Here is a 22,346-nt window from a genome sequence, read left to right on the forward strand (position 1 = left end):
GTGCCGGCCCGGGTGTTGACAGGTTTCCGCGCCGTGCGGGCGCAGGCATGTTCCCGCGGCGAACAGGCATAGGCTGGCTATGTCCGGGAGGTGCACCCCGGAACGGGGGAGGGGGAGGACCATGCGCCGCTTCAGCCGACCACGGCCGCTCCGGAAGCTGGGCCGGAGCCCTGCGCGCCTCCGGCTCCGGTCCCGGTCCGTGCTGGGCTCTCGCACGGGGCGCCTCCTGCCCCGTCTGCGGCTGCGCCGCACCTGGCTGCGCAACCTCATCCTCGCGGCGGCGGTCATCTACCTCATGATCCGCATCGGCGACCTGCTGCTCCTCCAGCCCCTAAAGGCCGTGGCCGAGGTGGAGGCCCGGCGGCTGGGGGCCGCTGCGGTGAACCGGGTGGTGGCGGGCCAGGTGAGCCAGTCCCTCGCCGGCGCCCAGGTCGTGGAGTACGTGCGGGACGAGGACGGCCGCATTGCCGCCTACCATATCAACACCCCGCTGGTCAACCGGGTCGCCAGCGAGGCGGCGGCAGCCGTCCAGGAAGAGCTGACCCGCCTGGCGCAGACGCCGGTGCGGCTTCCGCTGGGCGCCCTAACCGGCTCCGCCCTGCTCTCCAACCTGGGCCCCAGGCTCTCGGTGCAGCTGGTGCCGGTGGGCGCCGTCGCCATCACGGTTCAACAGGAGTTCCGGGGGGAGGGCATCAACCAGACCCGCCACCGGGTCTGGCTGGAGGCCACGGCCACGATGCGGATCATCCTCCCGCTCACCACCCAGGAGGTCCCGCTGGTCCAGGAGCTGCCGCTGGCCGACACGGTGATCGTCGGCCCCGTGCCCACTTCCCTCTACGGCGGGAGCATCGGCGGGGTCACGCTCCCCGGCGGGCGGTAGAGAATGGTTCGGCTTGTTCTTTCCGCAATTTCGTGTTGACGCACGGGTTTGTCCGCAGCTATACTCACAGCCGGGAATCCGGAGACCCGCCACAAAGGCATGTAAGGAGGTCGTCGAGATGCTGACCAACACCATGATGATGCCTTCCCTGGGCGCTTTCACGTTCGCCTTCATCTCGCGGCCTGTCGCCGGCGGGCTCGGGTAGCATCGCTGCACCGAAGTCACGATCGGCCACAGGCCAGCGAGCGGCTGCCTGTGGCCTTTTCCAATGGGCCCCATCCTGAGTGGGCTCATTCCACATGGGAAGGACCATGGGCAGACCGCGCCCGTGGTCCTTTCTCATGTTCCGGTCTGCCTGACCGAATTCGAGAGTTGAGGTGAATTCAGCGATGTACTTCCATCCTGACAGTGCCTGGTTGATCGCCCGGAAGCGGCAGGCCGAGTGTAACCCGCATGCGGCGATCCACCGTTACGAGATCGAGGCCCAGGTGAGGGCCCGGCGGGCGGAGGCGGCGGCCCGGCGCCGGTTCTACCTGCGCTACCGGCTGCGGAGCATGGCGTACCGGCTGCTTCCGGGCCTTGCGCGGCGGCTGGCCCTCTAGCTTGCTCTGGAGGTTTGTGCCACGGGGTGGTAGACTGGTCTCGGACGAGGCCGGCGGGACCGCCGGCGAACGGTCGAACTTGAAGGGGTTTTGCACATGATGAACGCCTGCTTCACACCAGAGGAGCGAGAGCGGCTGGCCCGGGCCTCGGTGCTGCTCATCGGCTGCGGCGGCCTCGGCTCCCCCGTGGCGTATGAGCTGGCGGCCGCAGGGGTGGGCCGCATCGGCCTCTGCGACATGGATGAAGTGGACCTCTCCAACCTGCAGCGGCAGGTGCTCCACCATACGGCCGATGTGGGCCGGCCCAAGGTCGAAAGCGGCCGGGAGAAGATCCTCGCGCTCCGGCCCGGGACGCAGGTCGACCTCCACCCTGTGACCCTCACCAGCGAGAACGCCCTGGAGCTGTTCCGGCAGTACGACCTGATCCTGGACGGCTCCGACAACTTCGCCACCCGCTACCTGGTCAACGACGCCTGCGTGCTGACCGGCCGCCCGCAGGTGCACGGCTCGATCTTCCGGTTCGACGGCCAGGTGACCACGTTCGTGCCGGGGCAGGGGCCCTGCTACCGCTGCATCTACCCCACGCCGCCGCCGCCCGGCTCGGTGCCCTCCTGCGCCGAGGCCGGGGTCATCGGGGTGCTGCCGGGGTTCATCGGCAGCCTGATGGCCATGGAGGCTCTGAAGCTGCTGGCGGGGCGGGGGACCGGCCTGACCGGCCGGCTCCTGATCTACAGCGCCCTCGACATGGACGTGGCGGAGGTGCAGATTCGCCGCAACCCCGAGTGCCCGGTCTGCGGCGACCACCCGACCATTCACGAACTGATTGACTACGAGCAGTTCTGCGGGGGGGTGGGCGCATGAGCCTGACCGAACAGGACATCCTGCGTTACGCCCGGCACATCATCATGCCCGAGGTCGGCGGGCGGGGCCAGAAGCGCATCAAGGCGGCATCGGTCCTGGTGGCCGGTTTGGGCGCGGCCGGCTCCGCGGCAGCCCTCTACCTGGCCGCGGCCGGCGTGGGCCGGCTGACGCTCTGGGATCCGGCTGAGCTGACCGAAGCCGACCTGACGCAGGCCATTGCCCACGCCCGGAGCAGCCTGGGCCAGAGCCGCGCCGCCTATGCCCGCGAGAAGCTGCTGGCCATCAACCCTGACGCGGCCGTCGCCGCATCGGCGGATCCGGACGCCCTGCCGGACCTCGTGGCGGGCCACCAGGTGGTGGTCGCCACCGCCGGCGACTGGGAGTCGGTGCAGTCGGCCGTGCTGCAGGCCGGGGCTTCAGCGGTCTTCGCCGGGGTGCAGGGCGCCGCCGGCGCGGCCTTCGCCCACCGCCCCGGCACGGCGTGCCTGGGCTGCATTCCGGCGGAGGAGCGGGACAGGGCGGGCCTGCGGCCCGAGGGGGAAGGGTGCGCGGTTGCGGCCGCCGGCGGTGTCGTCGGCACGGTCGCGGCCACCGAGGCCCTGAAGCTCATCCTGGACATCGGATCGCCGCTCACCGACCGGCTGTGGGCCTACGACGGTTGGACGGCCCGCTTCCGGGAAACCGGCGTTTCCCGCCGCCCGGACTGCCCGCTGTGCGGGGGCGCTTAGCCCTGTATGCGATCACCCTGTGGTATCTTGGGGGACGGTGCACACCGTCCCCTATTTTACATTTTTCTTGCGATCGCGCGATTTTCTGCTGGACAGCGGCCCCGAGCGTGCTATAATTGGGTACGTAATCACCACATCTCCGATATGTTAACAAGGGAATGGGGAGGATTCACGATGGCCCGGATTTACGACAGCATCGCCGACACGATCGGGCGGACGCCCCTGGTCCGGCTGCAGCGGGTGACGGAAGGCGCGGCGGCGACCGTGCTGGCGAAGGTGGAGTCGTTCAACCCGGCTTCGTCGGTGAAGGACCGCATCGGCTATGCGATGATCAAGGACGCGGAGGAGAAGGGGATCCTGAAGCCCGGCATGACGATCGTTGAGCCCACCAGCGGCAACACCGGCATCGCCCTGGCCTTCGTCGCGGCGGCGCGGGGGTACCGCTGCATCCTGACCATGCCCGACACCATGTCGCTGGAGCGGCGGAAGCTGCTGAAGGCCTTCGGCGCCGAGCTGGTGCTGACGCCGGGCGCGGAGGGGATGAAGGGGGCCATCGCCAAGGCGCAGGAGATCCTGGAGACCACGCCGGGGGCCTGGATGCCCCAGCAGTTCGAGAACCCGGCCAACCCGGAGATCCACCGGAAGACCACGGCCGAGGAGGTCTGGGAGGACACCGACGGCCAGGTGGACATCTTCGTCGGCGGCGTGGGCACCGGCGGCACCCTGACGGGCGTTGGCGAGGTCATCAAGCCGCGCCGGCCGGGCTTCAAGGTCGTGGCCGTGGAGCCCGCCGAGTCGCCGGTCATCTCCGGCGGCAAGCCCGGCGCGCACAAGATTCAGGGCATCGGCGCCGGCTTCATCCCCAAGAACCTGAACACCGAGGTGGTCGACGAGGTGATTCAGGTGGCCAGCGAGGACGCCATCGCCATGGCCCGCCGGCTGGCCCGGGAGGAGGGGCTCCTGGTCGGCATCTCCTCCGGCGCAGCCGCCTTCGCCGCACTGCAGGTGGCCCGCCGGCCGGAGAGCGCCGGGAAGACCATCGTGGTCCTGCTGCCCGACACCGGCGAGCGCTACCTCTCCAGCGCACTGTGGGCCGACCTGACGGTGTAGCGGCGCGGCGTCAGCAACAGAGTACTTGACGGGTAGTCGCAGTTGTGCTACCTATCTGCTCGTGATTACGCGCATTCGTGAAGGGGGGCGGAGCCCGTGCTGAGCATCTGCAACGCGAACGGCTTCGCCCGCGCCTTCGTTCTGTGCTTCAAGGGAGGCTGCTGAGCCCCGGTCCCAGGGGGTACTGTGCCCTTTTTGGGGTCGGGCTCGGCCGGCTGCACCCTTCCCCGCTGTGCGCGGATGGGCGTCACCGGCGAGTCCGGTGACGCCTTTTTCGCGCGCACTTTACGGGAAGGAGCAGCATCTCCCGGGGCGGCAACCCGGGCTGGGCCGAGTCCGCCTTTCACCTGGCCATTCTGCTCGGTGAGGTGCCCACCGGCGTCGTGGCCGACCTGCTGGGCCGGCGGCGCCCGATGCTCATCGGTCTCGTGCTGACCGCCGCGTCGCTGTTCGCTTCAGAGCCTGGGCTCCAGCCTGCTGATCGCCGCGGCCTTTCCGGCAGCGGCCGCCCTTCCGTCTGTGTTCGCGATCTACGCCATCGTCGGCGGCCTGTTTGCCGCCGCATCCCTGCTGTGGGCGCTGCCCCGGGCCGCTGCACGGATTGGGCGGAGCGGCATAGGGTGGGGTTGAACCCCACACACAAAGGAGGCCGACTGAGCCGATGGCCGATAAGCGCTGGAGCCCTGAGGAGATCGCCGCCGCGAGCCGCGCCCTGGAGGGGCAGGGGCCCGAGGCGGCGCTCCGCTGGGCTTACGGGCAGTTTGCCCACGACGAGATCGCCTTTGCCTGCTCCTTCGGGGCCGAGGACGTGGCCCTGGCCCACATGATCAGCCGGGTGGCCCCCGGGGCGCAGGTCTTCTACCTCGACACCAACTTCCTCTTCCCCGAGACCTACGAGACCATCGAGGCCGTGCGGGCCGCCTACCCCCTGCGCATGTGGCGGGTGCTGCCGCGGCTCACGCCCGAGGAGCAGGCGGCGCAGTACGGCGACGAGCTGTGGCGCCAGAACCCGGACCAGTGCTGCCACCTCCGCAAGGTGGAGCCCCTGACCGAGGTGCTGAAGGGGCTGAAGGCGTGGATTACCGGCATCCGCCGGGAGCAGTCGCCCACCCGGGCGGGCGCCCAGGTGGTGGAGTGGGACCGGAAGTTCGGCCTGGTGAAGATCAACCCGCTGGTGGCCTGGAAGGACCGGGACGTCTGGAAGTACATCCTCGAAAACAATGTGCCGTACAACCCGCTGCACGACCGGGGCTATCCCTCCATCGGCTGCACGCACTGCACCCGGGCGGTGCGGCCGGGCGAGGACCCGCGGGCGGGCCGCTGGTCGGGCTTTGCCAAGACCGAATGCGGGCTGCATCAGTAGAGGGGGGAGCGGAGGTGGCTGCGCTGATTCCCCCCCACGGCGGCCGTCTGGTGGACCGGTGGCTGCGGGGCCCCGCCCGGGAGGAGGCCCTGGAGCGGGCGGGGCGGATGCGGCGGGTGCGGCTCGACGCCCGGGAGGCGGCGGACCTGGAGATGATTGGCGACGGCGCGCTTTCGCCGCTCACCGGCTTCATGGGCGAGGCCGACTACCGGTCCGTGCTGGCGGAGATGCGGCTGGCGGGCGGCCTGCTCTGGGCTCTGCCGGTGACCCTCGCCGTCAGCCGCGACGAGGCGGAGGCCATCCGGGAGGGCGACGAGATCGCCCTGGAGGATCCTGCAGGCCGGCTGCTGGCCCTCATGCAGGTCTCCGAGCGGTTCCTGTACGACCGGGAGGAGGAGGCGTTGCGGTGCTACGGCACGGCCGACGACAGACACCCCGGGGTGCAGCGGCTCCGCCGCCAGGGCGGGGTCTACCTGGGCGGCGACGTCTGGCTGGTGGAGCGCCCGCCCGCCCGGTTTCCGGAGTACCAGCTTTCCCCTGCTGAGACCCGGGCGGCCATCGCCCGGCGGGGCTGGCGCACCGTGGTCGGTTTTCAGACCCGCAATCCGGTCCACCGGGCCCACGAGTACATCCAGAAGTGCGCCCTTGAGATCTGCGACGGCCTCCTGCTCCACCCGCTGGTGGGCGAAACCAAGGCCGACGACCTGCCGGCGGAGGTGCGCATGCGGGCCTACGAGGTCATCCTCTCCGGGTACTTTCCCCGGGAGCGCACCCTCCTGGCGGTCTTCCCCGCCGCCATGCGCTACGCCGGGCCCCGGGAGGCCGTGTGGCACGCCATCTGCCGCAAGAACTACGGCTGCACGCACTTCATCGTCGGACGGGACCACGCCGGCGTCGGCAACTTCTACGGACCGCATGACGCCCAGCGCATCTTCGAGCGCCTGGACCCGGCCGAGCTGGGCATCACGCCGCTCTTCTTCGAGCACACCTTCTACTGCCGGGCCTGCGGTGCCATGGCCTCTCCCAAGACCTGCCCGCACGGGCCCGAGGAGCGGGTGTCGCTCTCGGGCACCCGGGTGCGGGAGATGCTCTACCGGGGCGAGGCGCCCCCGCCGGAGTTCACCCGCCCCGAGGTGGCCCGGGTGCTGATGGAGGGGGTTCGGGTCCGCGCCCGAGGTCCATCAGTGGAAACATAGACATTTCGAACCATCGCAGGATTCCTCCCGAGGTGTTAGGCTAAGACCGAGACACCTGGGAGGAGGGGGTGGCAAGTTGGCAGTCTTCGTCTGCACCGAGTGCGGCGCGGAACGGGAGGGGCGCTGCAAGCCGCGGAAGTGCGCCTGCGGTGCCACGGGCACGTTCGTCAAGAAGGAAGAGGCCAAGAAGGAGGAGTAGGCGCCTCCAGCCTGCGACGAAGGCCTGCTGCAACCCGGCAGGTCTTTGTCGCGGGCCCCTTGTGACAGAGATAACTTGTCATTTCGGCGGGCTCTGGGAGGAGTATCGGCAGCGGGGGCTAATCTTATCAAGCGGTCTGTACAACATTCAACCTGTAATGGGGGCTCACCATGGCACATATTCGCTTCGACAACGTTGTTAAACGTTTTGGCGATGTGACAGTCATCCCCGGATTCTCCGCCACAGTCTCCGACGGCGAGTTCCTCACCCTCCTCGGCCCTTCCGGATGCGGCAAGACCACGATGCTGCGCATCCTGGCCGGCTTTGAAAAGGTCACCTCGGGCGAGGTCTGGCTGGGCGACACCCTGGTCAGCAGCCCGACCGTCCACGTTCCGCCGGAGAAGCGGAATATCGGCATGGTGTTCCAGTCGTATGCCGTGTGGCCGCACATGAACGTCTTCGATAACGTCGCGTACCCGCTGCGCATCCGCCGGGTGCCCCGGGAGGAGATGCGTGAGCGGGTCATGCGCGCCCTGGAGATCGTCCACCTCCAGGGGCTGGAAAAGCGCATGCCCAGCCAGCTTTCCGGCGGTCAGCAGCAGCGCGTCGCCCTCGCCCGCGCGGTGGTGGCGGAGCCGCGAATGCTGCTCCTGGACGAGCCCCTGTCCAACCTCGACGCGAAGCTGCGCGAGGCCATGCGGTTTGAGCTGAAGGAGATCCAGCGCCGCCTGGGCATCACGGTCGTGTACGTGACTCACGACCAGGCGGAAGCGATGGCGATGTCCGACCGGATCATCGTCATGAATAAGGGCGTCATCGAGCAGGTGGCGCCGCCGGCCGAGATCTACGACCGTCCGAAGAGCCGCTTCGTGGCCGACTTCGTCGGCCTGGTCAACTTCCTCGGAGCGACGGTCGAGAACAGCGACGGCACCATCCGGATCGGCGACGACCTGGTGCTGAAGGTGGACCTGCCGGCCGGCGGGAGCCAGCGGGTACTGGCGGCCATCCGCCCGGAACACATCCGGATCGGGCGCGAGGGCAGCGGGGTGGGCACGGTGAAGGGCACCGTGCTGCGGCGCTACTACCTGGGCGATCAGATCGACTACTTCGTTCAGACGAGCGGGGGCGAGGTCCGGGTGACCGGCAACCCCCTCGATGGGATGTTCGCCGAGGGCGAACCGGTGGTGCTCCACATCCAGCATGCCTTTGCATTCCCGCTTTAGTCTCACACCCACACTTCTCAAAGGGGGATCTGTCATGAAACGGATCGCGGTTGTGCTCTCTCTCCTTCTGGCTCTGTCGGTCTTCCTCGCCGGTTGCGGCGGCAGCTCCGACACGGGGAACAAGGGCGGCACCGATTCCACTCCGGGTGCCACGACGGGTTCCAACACCGACTCCGAGCAGCCCGCCGGTGAGTCGGGTCCGACCGGGTCGCTGATGATCTACACCTCGATCTACCCTGACATCATCAACCTGGTCTCGCCTGAGCTGGAGAAGGCCTTCCCCAACCTGAAGATCGAGTGGTTCCAGGGCGGCACCGAGCAGGTGACCGCGAAGATGGCCGCCGAGATCCAAGCCGGCAAGATCGGCGCGGATCTGCTGATGGTCGCCGACCCCTCGTACTACATCTTCCTGAAGGGCGAGGACCTGCTGCTCCCGCACAAGTCTGAGCACTTCGACGCCGTGGCGGTGGACAAGGACACCGAGGACTACATGTACACCGGCGTCCGCATCTCCAACGTCGTCATCGGGTACAACACCGACCTGGTGAAGCCCGAGGATGCCCCCAAGACCTTCCGCGAGCTCACCGACCCCAAGTGGAAGGACCAGGTCGTCATCGTCGACCCCACGCAGTCCGGCACGGCCCTGAACTCGACCTACGCCCTGTCGCAGAAGTACGGCTGGGAGTACTTCGAGCAGCTGCGTGACAACGGCGCCGTCATCGGCGGCGGCAACTCCTCCACCGAGACCAAGCTGGTCACCGGCGAGTTCGCCGTGGCGATCATCCTGGAGGAGAACCTGCTGAAGGTGAAGGACCGCGGTGAGCCCGTCGAGATCGTCTACCCCGAGGACGGCGTGATCATCATCCCGTCGCCCATCGGCATCCTGAAGACCACCCAGAACCCCGAGGCCGCCAAGGCCGTCGTGGACTGGTGGCTCTCCCCCGAGGGGCAGAAGGCCATCGTGACCGGGTGGATGCACTCGGTGCGCACCGACGTCGAGTCGCCCAAGGGCGCCAAGCCGCTGGCGGAGTTCGCGCCGACGGCCATGGAGCTTGACTGGCACGACCTTGCGCCGCGCACCGGCGAGATCAAGGACAAGTTCGTGGAGATCATGGGGAACTAGGTATGCGACTGAGGTTTGACACCAAGAGCGTGGCCATCGCCCTCGCGGTGGCCGTGCTCCTTCTCTTTGGCATATTCCCGATCGTCCTGTTGGTCATCAACGCCTTCGTCGTGGACGGCCAGTTCAGCGTCAACAACTTCCGCGAGGTCTACGCCAGCAAGTCCAACCTGATGGCCGTCTGGAATACGGTGAAGGCGGCTGGTCTCACGATGATCATCGGCACGGTCATGTCGTTTCCGCTGGCCTGGCTGGTGGGGCGCACCGACCTGCCCTTCAAGAACGTCTTCCGCACCCTCATCGTGACGCCGTACATGATCCCGCCCTTCGTCGGGGCCATCGCCTGGGGGTACCTGGCCAATCCGCGGATCGGCTATCTGAACCAGTGGATCCGGGCGCTCTTCCCGGCCATCGAGCAGGGGCCGATCAACATCTACTCGATGGGCGGCATGGTCTGGGTGCTGGTGCTGTTCTACTTCCCGTTCTCCTTCCTTTCCATCAGCCGGGCCCTGGAGAAGATGGACCCCTCGCTGGAGGAGGCGGCCCGCATCTCCGGAGCCAGCCCGCTGCGGGTGCTGCGGGACATCACCCTCCCGCTGACGGCGCCGGCAATCGCGGCGGGCGCCCTGCTGGTCTTCGTCGCCGTGGCCTCGGCTTTCGGCGTGCCGTCGATCATCGGCGGCCAGGCCCGGCTCCAGGTGGTGACCACGCGCATCATCAGCTACGTGTACGTGGGCACGCCCGAGGCCATGCACGAGGCGACGGCCCTGGCGGTGGTGCTGCTGGCCCTCTCGGTGGTCGTGCTCTGGTTCTCCAACTGGTACTTGGCGAAGCGGGAGTACTTCACCCTTGCCGGCAAGTCGACCCGCCCCACGCTGGTGGAGCTGGGCCGCTGGAAGTGGCCGATGGTGGTCCTGTTCACCCTCATCTGCATCGTCTTCGCCGTCCTGCCCGTCATGGCGCTGGTGATGACCAGCCTGGTGAAGACCATGGGGCGCGGGTTCGCCTTCAACAACCTGTCGCTGGACGTGTGGAAGTCGGTGCTGCAGGACGCCGTCACCTGGCGCACCTTGCGGACCTCGCTGTACGCCTCGGTGCTCGCGGCCACGGGCGGCACCCTGGTGGGTCTGCTCATCGCCTACCTGAAGGTGAAGACCCAGATCCGCTTCCGCACGATTCCCGACTTCCTGGCCACCTTCACCAACGCCACCCCGGGCATCGTGCTCGCCCTCGGCCTGATCATCGCCTTCTCGGGCAAGTACGGCCTGAACCTCTACGGCACGTTCTGGATCCTGGTGGTTGCGTACTTCGTGCGCCACCTCTCCTACGCCGTACGGCAGGCCGCCGCCGCCCTGGAGCAGGTGCACCCCTCGCTGGAGGAGGCGGCGCTCTCCAGCGGCGCCGGCTGGGCCCGGGTGTTCAAGGACGTCACGATCCCGCTGATCGGCCCGTCGCTCGTCGGCGGCTGGTTCCTGGTGTTCATGCCGTCGTTCTACGAGCTGACGATGTCGGTCATGCTGTACAGCAGCCGCGCGACGCCGGTGGGCTACCACCTGTACCACCTGAACTCCTACGCCTCGCCGCAGTCCGCCGCCGTGCTGTCTGTGCTGATCCTGATCCTTGTCCTGATCGGAAACCTGCTCATGCGCTGGGCCAGCCGGGGCAAGGTGAGTCTGTAAGCAGGAGGCACCCGAGAGGGTGCCTCTTCTGCACACCGCACGGCGGCACGCGCTCGCTGCCGGCGCAGGGCAGACTAGCGGAATGACGGGCAGGCAGCAGGGGATCGCAGCCCCGGCGCTGTAGTACCCATACTGGTGAAGGCAGGGGAAGGAGGCCTGAGCAGATGTTGAGCAGGGAGCAGGTGTGGGAACTGGCCCGGTCGGTCCACGCCTACGGCAACGAGGTTCGGCGGCACATTCACCGTTACCCGGAGCTCTCGTTCGAGGAGCACGAGACGCACAAGTACCTGGCGGCGGAACTGCAGAAACTCGGGCACTCGTTCCGGTCGCATCTGGGCGGCGGAACGGGGCTGCACGTGGTCATCGAGGGCAAGCAGCCGGGGCCCGTTGTGGCCCTGCGCGCGGACATCGACGCGCTGCCCATTCAGGAGGAGACCGGCCTGCCGTTTGCGTCTGAGCGGCCCGGCATCATGCACGCCTGCGGGCACGACGTCCACACCGCGGTCCTGCTGGCCACGGCAAAGGCCCTGCAGTCGATCAAGGATGACCTGCCCGGCACGGTGGTGCTCATCTTTCAGCCGGGGGAGGAGAGGAACCCCGGGGGCGCCTCGCTGATGATCCGCGACGGCGTGCTCGACCGGCCGAAGGTCGACGCCATCTTCGGCCTGCATGTGGACCCCTACCTGCAGGTCGGGCGCATGGCGTTCGCGCCGGGGCCGGTGATGGCCGCGCCGGACGAGCTGCGGGTGACGGTGACCGGGCGGGGCGGGCACGGCGCCTGGCCCCACCGCACGGTGGACCCCATCGTCACCGCCGCCCAGGTCATCACCTCGCTCCAGCAGATCGTCGCCCGCAACGTCGACCCGATCCGGCCGGCCGTGCTGACCGTCGGCCTGATTCAGGGGGGCACCGCCCACAACGTCATCCCGGACGAGGTGAGCTTCGTCGGCACCGTGCGGACGATGCACGAAGAGGTGCGCCGCCTGATGCCGGAGCGGCTCGAGACGGTCATCCGGGGGGTGTGCGCTGCCGCCGGGGCGACGTACCGCATGGAGTATGAGCATGGCTACCCGGTGCTGGTCAACGACCCGGAGGCCACCGAGATCGGCCGCCGTGCGGCGATCGCCGTGCTGGGCGAGGAGAATGTCGGGGCGATGGAGCCCTCGATGGGCGGCGAGGACTTTGCCTACTACCTGGAGCGCGTTCCGGGCACCTTCGCCAGGCTCGGGGTCCGGTCGCCCGACAACCTCGCGCCCCACGGGCTGCACACCTCCCGCCTGATGATCGACGAGTCGTCCATTGCGGTTGGTGTGGCGTATTATATACAGGTAGTACAGAGTTTCCTGACGGGAGACCGATAGGGGGACGCAGCATGACGCAGCAGCACCGCGCGGCCTCGCTGGCCGAGCGAGCGGCCCGGGAGCGGGAGTACATGGCCCGCGCCGGCATCAGGACGTTGATCAACAGTATCTCCGGCGGCGTCGACTCCTCCGCGGTGGCCGCGATCAGCAAGCAGGCGGCGCCGGGGGGCACGCTGGGCCTGATCCTGCCCTGCTCCACCGAGGAGGAGCTTCAGGGGGAGCGGGGGCAGGACGTCGCGGATGCCGAGCGGGTGGCCCGGCACCTGGGCATCCCCGCGGTGACGATCGACCTGAGCGACCTCTGGCAGCAGGCGGTGGCGCTCTTCTCGGAAGCGGCCCGGGAACTCTCTGACCGGGCGGGCATCCCGCTGGAGGAGGAGCGGCTGCAGTGGGCTGTTCACAACCTGAAGCCCACCCTGCGCATCATGGCGGCCGGCTTCTTCGCCGATGCGTTCCGCGGCCTCATGATGGGCACCAGCAACGGCGTAGAGTACTTCCTCGGCTACTTCTCCATCCGGGGCGACGCCATGGCCGACCGGCAGTCGATCCGGGACTGCACCAAGGCGGAGGTCCGGGCGCTTGCCGCCGAGGCCGGGCTCTCGGATGACCTGGTCGACCGGGTGCCCACCGCCGGGCTCTGGCCGGGGCAGACCGACGAGAACGAGCTGGGGTTTGGCTACGCCGACGCCGATCGCTTTCTGGTCTGGCTCCTGGAGCGCCACCTGGCCGCCCCCTGCCTGAGCACCACCCTGACGGTGCGAGAGGAGGCGGTGGAGGCCATCCTGGCGGATCCGGACCTGCCCGTGGCCGCTGACGTGGCGCGGCGCATCATCGACCAGAACCGCCGGACGGAGTACAAGCGGCGGCCCGGCGACCTGGAGGCGCTCCTGCAGATGCGCGGGCTGGCGCCCAGCTGGGCGCCCGGGCAGGAGAGTTGAAGGAGGCGGACCTGTGCTCTGGTGGAGGCGGAACCGGCAGACGGCGCAGCCTCCGGCCGCGCCGCAGCGCCGGATTCTCATCCCGGAAAACATCTATCGCCGCATGATCAACCACTGCTATGAGGAGCGCCCGCTGGAGGCCTGCGGCCTTCTGGTGGGCGCCGCCGGCCACGTTTCGGCCGGCTACGCCACGGACAACCAGGCGCGCAGTCCAGTCCTGTACCGGGTGGACGACTACCAGCTTCTGGCCACGGCCGAGGAGGCCGAACGGCGGGGCCAGGAGATCGCGGCGATCTACCATTCTCACGTGACCAGCGACCCGGTTCCCTCGCAGACCGATATCGCCCAGGCCACCTGGCCCGAAGCCTTCTACATCATCGTGTCGCTGAAGGGCCGGCGGCCCCGGGTGCGCGCCTGGCGCATCGTGGACGGGCAGGTGTCGGAGCACCGCATCGTCGTCGTCCGCCACTACGACGGCGAGTGGTACGATCTGCGCCAGGCGGTGCGCTCGGCAGGCGGCTGAGCGGCACGGGGCCCGGGGGGCGGCGGAGCGGCCGCCCGAGCGCACCGGCTGCGGACGGTCGGGGACGTGCGGCGAGGGAGGGGATGGCGATTTCGGAACGCAGGCTGATCATCGGGCGGCGGCTGCTGCAGCGGGTGCTGGAGCACTGCCTGGAGGAGAAGCCGGTGGAGGCCTGTGGCATCCTGGCAGGGCGGGAGGGCGTCGTCACCTCCGTCTTCGCCACCGACAACGCGAGGCGGAGCCCCGTCTTCTACGAGGTGGATCCCGAACAGCAGGAGGAGGCCCTGCGGCAGATCGCAGAGCGGGGCGAGGAACTCCTGGGCATCTACCACTCCCACCCCAGGGCGCCGGCGGTGCCGTCCCAGAACGACATCGAGCAGGCCGTACATTACCCCGACGCGGTCCGGCTGATCATCTCGCTGAACGGGCCGACGGACGTCGGGGCGTTCCTCATCGCGAGCGGGCAGGCAGTGAAGGTGCCTCTCCAGATCATGGAGGGGCTGGAGGGCCAGTTCCACGACCTGCGCGTGTGGCGCGGGTGAAACGTGCGCGGCAGGGGCCGGAGATTCTCCGGCCCTTTGTCATGCCTCCTGGGAGGCGATTTGTCGTGCCCTTCGGGAAGCGATGACGCCCCTGCATCGTTACATAGGTGAAGGCTCGACAGGGGGTGATGCCGTGGAGTCCGCAAGCGCAGCCGGAGGTCCGGTGCGTGTGGGCAGCCGCAGTGCGGACAGTTGCACGGGCAGCCGCACCGTGAAGGACCGTACGCGCGACGAGGCGGTGGAGGTGTGGATCGACCTGCACGGCGAGGCCGTGCTCCGCCTGGCCTATGCCAGTCTGCTGAACCGGGCGCAGGCGGAGGATGTGTTTCAGGAGGTCTTCATCAAGGCCTACCGCCACGCCGACCGATTGCAAGATCCCGACCGGGTGCGGCCGTGGCTCCTGCAGGTGGCGATGAACGCCTGCCGTGACCTCCGACGCTCTTGGTGGTCGCGGCGGATCCGGGATGGGGTCGAACTGGACGGGATGACCACGGCAGGGCAGGGGCCGGAGGCCGACCCCGCCGCCGCGGCCGTCCGGGCGGACGTGAACGAGGCTCTGGCCAGGGCCGTCCGCACCTTGCCCGACGGTTTCCGCGAGACCGTGGTGCTCCACTACTTCGAGGGGCTTGCCGCGCCGGAGATCGCCCGCATCACCGGGGTGAGGGTGGGAACGGTGCACAGCCGGCTGCACAGGGCCCGGCAGCTCCTGCGTCAGCAACTGGAAGCATGGGGGGTTGAGCCGTGAGCGAGGCGAAGTGGTCGGATTCGAGGGTTGACCGCTGCTTGCGTTCGCTGTCCTTTGACGAGGCGCTGCCCGGCGCGCCGACCGTGTCCCCTGACCTGCGGGCGCGCACCCGGGCCGCGTGGCAGACCCGGCGCGCCTCTGTGCGGCGTAAGGCCGCCCTGTGGAAGGGTGCAGTCGTCGTGGCCGCGGCCATCTGCCTGCTGCTCGTGACCAACAGCCACTCCACTATGGCCGACGTGGCCGAGCTGATCCTGGGCATCCCCGTCAGGGTGCTGAACATGAGCCGGGAGGAATGGCTGCGCCAGGGGTTCAGCAACTGGCTGGCCAAGGGGCCGGACACCGCATTCCTCTCGCCTGAGGAGACCGCCGAGATCGCGCCCTTCCCGATCCGCACCCCGGCGTGGCTCCCCGAGGGCTTCGCGGTGATTCACGAACCGACCGGGGCCTATTCCTGGGGACACTACCCGGACGAGGGCTGGAAGGTGGTGGAGGATGACCGGTTCTTTTTCGTCACCCAGTCCTTCCAGTCGGAGGACGGCCGGCAGATCGGCATCATTCAATCGATCTACTGGAAGACCCAGGCAGTCGACCTGCCCCCCGATACAGAGATCCTCGAAGTGGTCGGCCACCCGGCGTTCCTGCGGCGGGACGTTCCGTATGCGCGTGCGGACGAGGAGAACGAGTTGCGGTCGAAGTCTGGTCTGCTGCCGGAGATCGTTGGGTACAGGAACGAGCTTGAGCTGTGGGTTTCAGAGGCTGACGGGCAGATCACCCAGATCCATATCTCGGGCGACGTGAGCCCGGAGGTCCTGGTGGGGATCGCGGAGTCGTTGTTTGAGGAAGGGGGCGGGGAGGCGTCCCCGGCGCCCTAGCGGAGGCGACCGGACACGGCGCTCCTTGTGCGAGCCGGCGGCGCATGGCCCCCGGTCACCCGCAGGAAGCGAATAGCCGACGTGAACCCCGTGGGCGGCCTGCGCCCACGGGGTTCGTCGTTAGGTCGTCGCTGACGTTGTTGCTCAGGGTGGGCGTCGGGATCCCTGTACTCCTACGGCGCCGTGACTGGGTCTGAGCGCTGGCCGTGGATGGGAACCGCAAGTTTTCCGCTTTGGTCAGAAGGCGGAAGCGAAAAAGTGGCGGTTCCCAGGTTGCGGCGGTGGGGTCGGCGTGGGGCTCCGGGTGTTGGTGCCGCGTGGTGGTCGGCGCCGAACGCTGGCTGGGTTACATAATATGGCGATTTGGTTGACATAACGTCCGGGTTAGGAAGCGGTCAGCGGGCCAGGGGTCGGTTGCCCTGGCTGGGAACCGCAAGTTTTCCCCTTTGGTCAGAAGGCGGAAGCGAAAAAGTGGCGGTTCCCAGGTTGCGGCGGTGGGGTCGGCGGGGTGGCCGGGGTGCTGCAGTGGGGTGGCGGGGAGACAGTTGTTGGTGCCGCGGGGCCGGAATCGTAGGCGAGACAGCACTAGGGTGTGAAGTCTGGAGCCGCCGGGGCAGTGGCCCACTTATGAGCATTTGTGAAGGTCGAGAGAACGCCGCGACCAAACAGTGCAGAAGAACCCCGTGGGCACCCCATGCCCATGGGGTTCTTCGCATGACCTATGTTACTCCCCCGGCTCCGCCGCCGGCGGCTGCGGGTTCACGATCAGCCGGTCGACCACGTCGGCCACGGCCTCCTCATCCGGCACCCAGACCCAGCCCCGGTGGTGTCCGGGGTCGTCGTAGCCGGGCAGGGTGACCATCTGCGTCTGGTCCAGATCCACCCGCAGGGCGGCGACGGCCAGGGTGAGGGCTGTCCGCACGTCGATGTCCGTGTCGACGTACTCCAGGCCGGTGCGGATGACCGCGGGCAGCCGGGTCAGCGACTGCGTCTCCTTCGCCTTCCGGGCCAGGGCCACCAGGAACTGCTTGGTCCGCTCGGTGCGGCCGATGTCGCCGGTGGCGCCCCGGTACCGCACGAACTCCAGAGCCCGCTGGCCGTCCAGATGCTGCGGCTCCTCCGAAGCCTCGAAGTGAATGTACAGCGGCGGGTCTGCGTAGGGGTCCTCGTAGTGCATGTCCTGGTCGATGACCAGGTCCACCCCGCCCAGCAGGTCCACCACCCGCTGGAACCCCTCGAAATCGACCCGCACGAAGTAGTCGATGTTCACTCCCAGCAACCGCTCCACGGCGGCGGTGGTCACCTCGGGCCCCTGCTCCCCGCCGTAGGCGTGGGCGTGGGCCAGCTTATCCGGGGTCACGCACCAGTCGCCCACGCGCTCGCAGTCGATCTCCACCAGCGTGTCCCTGGGCAGCGAGAGCAGGTTCAACAGCCCCTTCCGGGGGTTCAGGTGGGCGAGGACGACCACGTCGGTGCGGGTCTTGCCCTCGTCCAGCCCCATCAGCAGAACGTTTACCGGTCCCGTGCCGAACCAGGCCATCGCCGCCCAGCCGCCGATGAGCAGCAACAGGACGGCGGCGGCCACGGGCAGGATGCGGCGGCGCGTGCGGCGTCTGGTTGCCATGATCTGGTCCCCTCTCTGTTTGCAGTAGTTGAAGTATGGTTCGATGACCCCCTGAGAATAGCATGTACGTTCCCTGCGGTTCAACGGGAAATCCAACCGAGGGCAGGACATGCCCATTCGAACCCCGAACAGAACAACGGTAAGCCAACTGCGACTGAGGTGGTGGGCCCTTGCGGATTCTCGGCATAGATCCCGGCACGGCCCGGATGGGTTACGGCATCGTGGAGGACGCGGGCGCGGGCCGGGAGCGGGCGGTGGCGTACGGCTGTCTGGAGACGCCGTCCGACATACGGACCGAACTGAGGCTGCAGTCGCTCTACCGCGGCCTCATTGAACTGCTGGAGCGCTACCGGCCCGACGCGCTGGCCGTGGAGGAACTCTTCTTCGGGCGGAACGTGACGACCGCCATCCACGTCGGTCAGGCGCGCGGCGTCGTGCTGCTGGCGGCGGCGGATCGCGGCGTGCCGGTCCGGGAGTTCACGCCCATGCAGGTGAAGATGGCCGTCACCGGCTACGGGCGGGCCGACAAGACGCAGGTCCAGCGCATGGTGCGTGCGCTGCTGGGCCTGCGGGAGACGCCGAAGCCGGACGATGTGGCCGACGCCCTCGCGGTGGCCCTGGCGGCCCTGCACAGCGAGAGCCTCACCGCCCGGTTGGGAGGTCTGTCATAGCATGATCGCACACCTGCGCGGCGAGCTGGTCGCCGCGGGCGCCGATTCGGTGGTCATCGACGTGGCCGGGGTGGGCTACCGCTGCCTCGTTCCCGCCTCCACGCGGTCCCGGCTGCCCGCCCAGGGCGCGACGGTGCAGCTCTACACCTACCTGCAGGTGCGGGAGGACGCCCTGACCCTGTATGGATTCCTGACCCCGGCCGAGTACGACCTGTTCGAGCTGCTCCTGCGGGTGGACGGCATCGGGCCCAAGGTGGCCCTGGCGGTGCTCTCCACCACCGATCCCGAGTCGTTTCGCAGGGCGGTGGCCTTCGAGGACATCACCGCCCTCTGTCGTGTTCCCGGCATCGGCAAGAAGACGGCGCAGCGGCTGGTGCTGGAACTGAAGGACAAGATCGGGTCGCTGCCCGCTGCCCCCGGAATGCCCGACGGCCTGCCCGCCGCTGCGAAAGGACCTGCCGGCGACGCGTGGGCCGAGGCGGCTGAGGCGCTGTGCGCCCTGGGATACAGCCGCAGCGAGGCGGTGGCGGCGCTGGCCCGGGCGCGGGCCGAGGCGGGTGAGGAGCCGTCCGTGGAGACCCTCGTCCGGCTGGGCCTGAAGCAACTCTACCGGGGGTAATGCGGCATGAGTGAGGAACGGTTCGTCTCCGGCCACCGCAGGCCGGAGGACCTGCGCATCGAGGAGACGCTCCGCCCGCAGCGCCTGGCGGACTACCCCGGGCAGGAGCGGGTGAAGGAGGAGCTCTCGATCTACATCCAGGCGGCCAGGCAGCGGGGCGAGGCCCTGGACCACGTGCTGCTCTACGGGCCGCCGGGCCTGGGCAAGACGACCCTGGCCCACATCATCGCGCACGAGATGGGCGTGAACCTCCGCATCACGTCGGGCCCGGCCATCTCCCATCAGGGCGACCTGGCGGCCATCCTGACGCAGCTTTCCGAGGGGGATGTGCTCTTCGTGGACGAGATCCACCGGCTCAACCGGCTGGTGGAGGAGACCCTCTACCCGGCGATGGAGGACTTCGCCCTCGACATCATCCTGGGCAAGGGGCCGGCGGCTCGCACCCTGCGGCTCGACCTGCCCCGCTTCACCCTGATCGGCGCCACCACCCGGTACGGGGCGCTCACCTCGCCCCTCAGGGACCGCTTCGGCGTCGTGCTGCAGCTGCAGTTCTACAGCGAGGAAGAGCTGACCCAGATCCTGATGCGGGCGGCCCGCATCCTGAAGGTGGAGCTCGACCCGTCCGGGGCGCGGGAGATCGCCCGCCGCTCCCGGGGCACGCCCCGGGTGGCCAACCGGCTGCTGAAGCGGCTCAGGGACTACGCCCAGGTGAAGGCCGACGGCGTCATCACCCGGGAGGTGGCCGATGCCGGCCTCCGGATGATGGCGGTGGACGCGATGGGGCTCGACATGGTGGACCACAAGGTGCTGCTGACGATCATCCACAACTACGGCGGCGGCCCCGTGGGGCTCGACACCCTCGCGGCGGCCACCAGCGAGGAGCCCGAGACGATCGAGGACGTCTACGAGCCTTATCTGATGCAGATCGGCTTTCTGCAGCGCACCCCGCGCGGGCGCGTGGTGACCCGGGCGGCCTACGAATACCTGAACATTCCCTACCACGAACACCCCGACGAGCGCGAAGGGCCCGTTCAGCCCCGCCTGTTCTGACGTCCTTCGGCCCGCGGCGGTTTCCAGGACCCCCCTCATGCGGCTGCCCCCTCAAACTGTGCGGCGGCGTGCGAATCACTCTGATGAGACGAGAGGTGACGGACTTGCTGCTGACCTTTCTGCTGAGCCTCTCGGACGGCACGGGCCAGCGGGGCCCCTCGCCCGCGGAGCGGCTGCTCGGACCAGCCCGGTCCGGCGACGCGGCCGCCCGCGAAGAGCTGATCCGCGCCTACACGCCGCTCGTCCTGCGGGTGGGCAGCCAGGTCACAGGCCGGTACCTCACGGTGGGGCGGGACGAGGAGGTCTCCGTGGGCCTGATCGCCCTCAACGAGGCCATCGACAAGTACGACCCCGACAAGGGCGGCGCATTCGTCCCCTTCGCGGAATTGGTGATCAGGCGGCGGCTCGTCGACTTCTACCGGCGGAGCAAGGGCCGGGCGGAGGTGCCGCTCAGCGAGTTCGAAACCGAAGACGACGAGGGCAACGCCCTGCACGGGCTGGAGATGCAGGAGGCCATCGCGGAGCACCAGCGACAGGTTGAGGCCGAGGAGCGGCGGCAGGAGATCGCCCGGTACGCCCGGCGGCTGGCCGAATTTGGCATCCGCTTCAGCGACCTGGTGCAGGCCTCTCCCAAGCACGCCGATGCCCGGGAGCGGGCGATGGCCATCGCCCGGCTGGTGGCGGAGGATCCACTGCTCGCCCAGCACCTGCTGACCCGGCGTGAGCTGCCCCTGAAACAGCTGGAGCCGCGGGCCGGGGTCAGCCGCAAGACGCTGGAACGGCAGCGCAAGTACATCATCGCCGTCGCCTTGCTTCTCCTGGAGGACTTTGTTTACCTGCGCGGCTATATTGCGGTTTAGGTGCACGAGGAGGCATCGCTTATGCAGACGGGCATTCTGCTGGAGGTGGAGGGGAGAACCGGGATTGTCCTCACCCCCGAGGGCGAGTTCCGCCGCGTCCCCCTGCCCGCCGGCGATCCGGCGGTGGGCGATGAGATCCTCGTGCCCGAGGCCGGCGCCGAACCCTGGCGGTGGACCTGGGGCTGGGTGGCGGCGGCCGCCGCGGTGCTCCTGATGGTCCTCTCGCCCGTCGGCTACTGGCAGTGGAGCCTCGGCCAGCCGGCCGCGCTGGTGATGATCGACATCAACCCGAGCGTTGAGCTCACCGTGAACGGCCGGCGGCACGTCGTGGAAGCTCAGGGGCTGAATCCCGATGGGCAGGAGGTCCTCGAGCAGGTGGAGTGGCGGCGTCAACCGGTCGAGGATGTGGCAAGGGCCATCGCCGCGCAGGCCATTCAGCTCGGGAAGCTGAACCCCGCCGCCGATGACAGCGCCGTTGTGGTGGCGGTGGCGCCCCTGGGGGGGAGGACCCTGCCCGGCAGCCTTTCGCAGACGATCGTCGAGCGGTCGCGCACCGCCCTGCGGGAGGTGGTCGCGGAGGAGGCCGAGAGCCAGGGCGCGGCGCCCCAGGCGGGCGTGGCCGTGCTGGAGGCGACGGCGGACGAGGTGGAGGAGGCCCGCAAGCAGGACCTCACGGTGCCGAAGCTGCTCATCCTGGAGGAGGTGCAGGCCGATCATCCGGAGGTGACGGCTGACGCCATCCGGGCGGTACCCCCCGGGCAGTTCCTGAAATCGCTGGGCATTCACCCCAGCGAGGTGTTCAGCCGTGCGGAGCAGAGGCGCACCCAGGCGGGGCCCGGCAACCGGGCCAATGCGGACGACGACGATGATGACGACGACCGCGGCCGGCCGGGGCGGGGGAACCAGAATAACCCCGGCAAGGGCAATCCGGGTAAGGGCAACCCTGGCAAGGACAGCCCTGGCAAGGACAACCCGGGTAAGGACAAACCCGGCAAGGACAAACCCGGCAAGGACAACCCCGGCAAGGACAACCCGGGTAAGGACAAACCCGGCAAGGACAGCCCTGGCAAGGACAGCCCCGGCAGGGACAACCCCGGCAAGGACAATCCGGGCAAGGACAACCCCGGCAAGGGCAACCCCGGCAAGGACACCCCGGGTAAGGACAACCCCGGCAAGGACAACCCGGGTAAGGACAAACCCGGCAAGGACAGCCCTGGCAAGGACAACCCCGGCAGGGACAACCCCGGCAAGGACAACCCTGGACCTGGCAAGGACAACCCAGGCAAGGACAAACCCGTGAAGGACAACCCCGGCAAGAGCAAGCCCGGCCGCGGCGGCGATGACGACGACCGCCCCCGACCCGGGCAGGGGAACCAGAGCAATCCCGGCAAGGGAAACCCCGGGAAAGGCAATCAGGGCAGCCCCGGACAGGGGAACCAGGGTCGACCCGGGCAGGCAAACCCGGGCAACCCTGGCAGTGGCGCGAATCGAGGGAGGTAGGGGACCGGTCAGCCGGTCCCCTTTCTCTATCCCCCGGGAAGGAGAACATCTTTGACGGAGCGAACGATTGAGTCATGGAT

At 68.7% G+C, this 22,346-nt stretch carries 23 protein-coding genes; 22 read left to right on the forward strand and 1 reads right to left on the reverse strand.

Going from position 1 to position 22,346, the window contains the following annotated elements:
• Positions 1-121: 121 nt before the first annotated feature.
• The 17 genes from yunB to ACZ45O_RS02075 all read left to right on the forward strand — a co-directional run bounded on the left by yunB (position 122) and on the right by ACZ45O_RS02075 (position 15,942).
• A complete protein-coding gene (yunB, locus tag ACZ45O_RS01995) occupies positions 122-880 on the forward strand; it encodes a sporulation protein YunB (protein ID WP_464855291.1) in 759 nt (252 codons plus the stop codon).
• A 389-nt stretch (positions 881-1,269) separates the two neighbouring features.
• On the forward strand, positions 1,270-1,482 hold the full coding sequence (locus tag ACZ45O_RS02000; protein WP_464855292.1) for a hypothetical protein: 213 nt from the start codon (positions 1,270-1,272) through the stop codon (positions 1,480-1,482).
• 96 nt (positions 1,483-1,578) lie between these two features.
• A complete protein-coding gene (locus ACZ45O_RS02005; protein ID WP_464855293.1) occupies positions 1,579-2,343 on the forward strand; it encodes a HesA/MoeB/ThiF family protein in 765 nt (254 codons plus the stop codon).
• Positions 2,340-3,071, forward strand: a complete 732-nt coding sequence (locus ACZ45O_RS02010) for a HesA/MoeB/ThiF family protein (RefSeq protein ID WP_464855294.1) — start codon at positions 2,340-2,342, stop codon at positions 3,069-3,071. The genes ACZ45O_RS02005 and ACZ45O_RS02010 overlap by 4 nt, the downstream gene beginning before the upstream one ends.
• A gap of 174 nt (positions 3,072-3,245) precedes the next feature.
• Positions 3,246-4,181: a cysteine synthase A gene (cysK, locus tag ACZ45O_RS02015; protein ID WP_464855295.1), complete on the forward strand. Its 936-nt coding sequence runs from the start codon at positions 3,246-3,248 to the stop codon at positions 4,179-4,181.
• A 661-nt stretch (positions 4,182-4,842) separates the two neighbouring features.
• A complete protein-coding gene (locus ACZ45O_RS02020) occupies positions 4,843-5,544 on the forward strand; it encodes a phosphoadenylyl-sulfate reductase (RefSeq protein ID WP_464855296.1) in 702 nt (233 codons plus the stop codon).
• A 14-nt stretch (positions 5,545-5,558) separates the two neighbouring features.
• Positions 5,559-6,740, forward strand: coding sequence for a sulfate adenylyltransferase (sat, locus tag ACZ45O_RS02025; protein WP_464855297.1), 1,182 nt, complete (start codon positions 5,559-5,561; stop codon positions 6,738-6,740).
• A gap of 76 nt (positions 6,741-6,816) precedes the next feature.
• On the forward strand, positions 6,817-6,939 hold the full coding sequence (locus tag ACZ45O_RS02030; RefSeq protein ID WP_464855298.1) for an RCKP-type rubredoxin-like domain-containing protein: 123 nt from the start codon (positions 6,817-6,819) through the stop codon (positions 6,937-6,939).
• A gap of 215 nt (positions 6,940-7,154) precedes the next feature.
• On the forward strand, positions 7,155-8,162 hold the full coding sequence (locus tag ACZ45O_RS02035) for an ABC transporter ATP-binding protein (RefSeq protein WP_464855299.1): 1,008 nt from the start codon (positions 7,155-7,157) through the stop codon (positions 8,160-8,162).
• Positions 8,163-8,196: 34 nt separating this feature from the next.
• Positions 8,197-9,285, forward strand: coding sequence for an ABC transporter substrate-binding protein (locus tag ACZ45O_RS02040; RefSeq protein WP_464855300.1), 1,089 nt, complete (start codon positions 8,197-8,199; stop codon positions 9,283-9,285).
• A gap of 2 nt (positions 9,286-9,287) precedes the next feature.
• Complete coding sequence (locus tag ACZ45O_RS02045) at positions 9,288-10,961, forward strand: ABC transporter permease (RefSeq protein ID WP_464855301.1); 1,674 nt, start codon at positions 9,288-9,290, stop codon at positions 10,959-10,961.
• A gap of 164 nt (positions 10,962-11,125) precedes the next feature.
• Entirely contained in the window at positions 11,126-12,322 is a 1,197-nt protein-coding gene (locus tag ACZ45O_RS02050; RefSeq protein ID WP_464855302.1) for a M20 metallopeptidase family protein, read from the forward strand.
• 11 nt (positions 12,323-12,333) lie between these two features.
• Entirely contained in the window at positions 12,334-13,260 is a 927-nt protein-coding gene (nadE, locus tag ACZ45O_RS02055; protein WP_464855303.1) for an NAD(+) synthase, read from the forward strand.
• Positions 13,261-13,273: 13 nt separating this feature from the next.
• Positions 13,274-13,783: a M67 family metallopeptidase gene (locus ACZ45O_RS02060; RefSeq protein WP_464855304.1), complete on the forward strand. Its 510-nt coding sequence runs from the start codon at positions 13,274-13,276 to the stop codon at positions 13,781-13,783.
• Positions 13,784-13,866: 83 nt separating this feature from the next.
• Positions 13,867-14,325, forward strand: a complete 459-nt coding sequence (locus tag ACZ45O_RS02065) for a M67 family metallopeptidase (protein WP_464855305.1) — start codon at positions 13,867-13,869, stop codon at positions 14,323-14,325.
• 133 nt (positions 14,326-14,458) lie between these two features.
• Complete coding sequence (locus tag ACZ45O_RS02070; protein ID WP_464855306.1) at positions 14,459-15,070, forward strand: RNA polymerase sigma factor; 612 nt, start codon at positions 14,459-14,461, stop codon at positions 15,068-15,070.
• Complete coding sequence (locus tag ACZ45O_RS02075) at positions 15,067-15,942, forward strand: hypothetical protein (protein WP_464855307.1); 876 nt, start codon at positions 15,067-15,069, stop codon at positions 15,940-15,942. Before ACZ45O_RS02070 ends, ACZ45O_RS02075 begins: the two co-directional genes overlap by 4 nt.
• A 724-nt stretch (positions 15,943-16,666) precedes the next feature.
• Here ACZ45O_RS02075 and ACZ45O_RS02080 read toward each other — a convergent pair.
• On the reverse strand, positions 16,667-17,566 hold the full coding sequence (locus tag ACZ45O_RS02080; protein WP_464855308.1) for an LCP family protein: 900 nt from the start codon (positions 17,564-17,566) through the stop codon (positions 16,667-16,669).
• 170 nt (positions 17,567-17,736) lie between these two features.
• Here ACZ45O_RS02080 and ruvC point away from each other — a divergent pair, with 170 nt between their 5' ends.
• The 5 genes from ruvC to ACZ45O_RS02105 all read left to right on the forward strand — a co-directional run bounded on the left by ruvC (position 17,737) and on the right by ACZ45O_RS02105 (position 22,266).
• Positions 17,737-18,237: a crossover junction endodeoxyribonuclease RuvC gene (gene ruvC, locus ACZ45O_RS02085; protein WP_464855309.1), complete on the forward strand. Its 501-nt coding sequence runs from the start codon at positions 17,737-17,739 to the stop codon at positions 18,235-18,237.
• 1 nt (position 18,238) lies between these two features.
• Positions 18,239-18,856, forward strand: a complete 618-nt coding sequence (ruvA, locus tag ACZ45O_RS02090; protein ID WP_464855310.1) for a Holliday junction branch migration protein RuvA — start codon at positions 18,239-18,241, stop codon at positions 18,854-18,856.
• 6 nt (positions 18,857-18,862) lie between these two features.
• Entirely contained in the window at positions 18,863-19,906 is a 1,044-nt protein-coding gene (gene ruvB, locus ACZ45O_RS02095) for a Holliday junction branch migration DNA helicase RuvB (RefSeq protein WP_464855311.1), read from the forward strand.
• 95 nt (positions 19,907-20,001) lie between these two features.
• Positions 20,002-20,766, forward strand: coding sequence for an RNA polymerase sigma factor SigI (gene sigI, locus ACZ45O_RS02100; RefSeq protein ID WP_464855312.1), 765 nt, complete (start codon positions 20,002-20,004; stop codon positions 20,764-20,766).
• Between the two features lie 21 nt (positions 20,767-20,787).
• A complete protein-coding gene (locus ACZ45O_RS02105; protein ID WP_464855313.1) occupies positions 20,788-22,266 on the forward strand; it encodes an anti-sigma factor domain-containing protein in 1,479 nt (492 codons plus the stop codon).
• Positions 22,267-22,346: the final 80 nt, after the last annotated feature.

Source organism: Symbiobacterium turbinis (assembly GCF_055383075.1).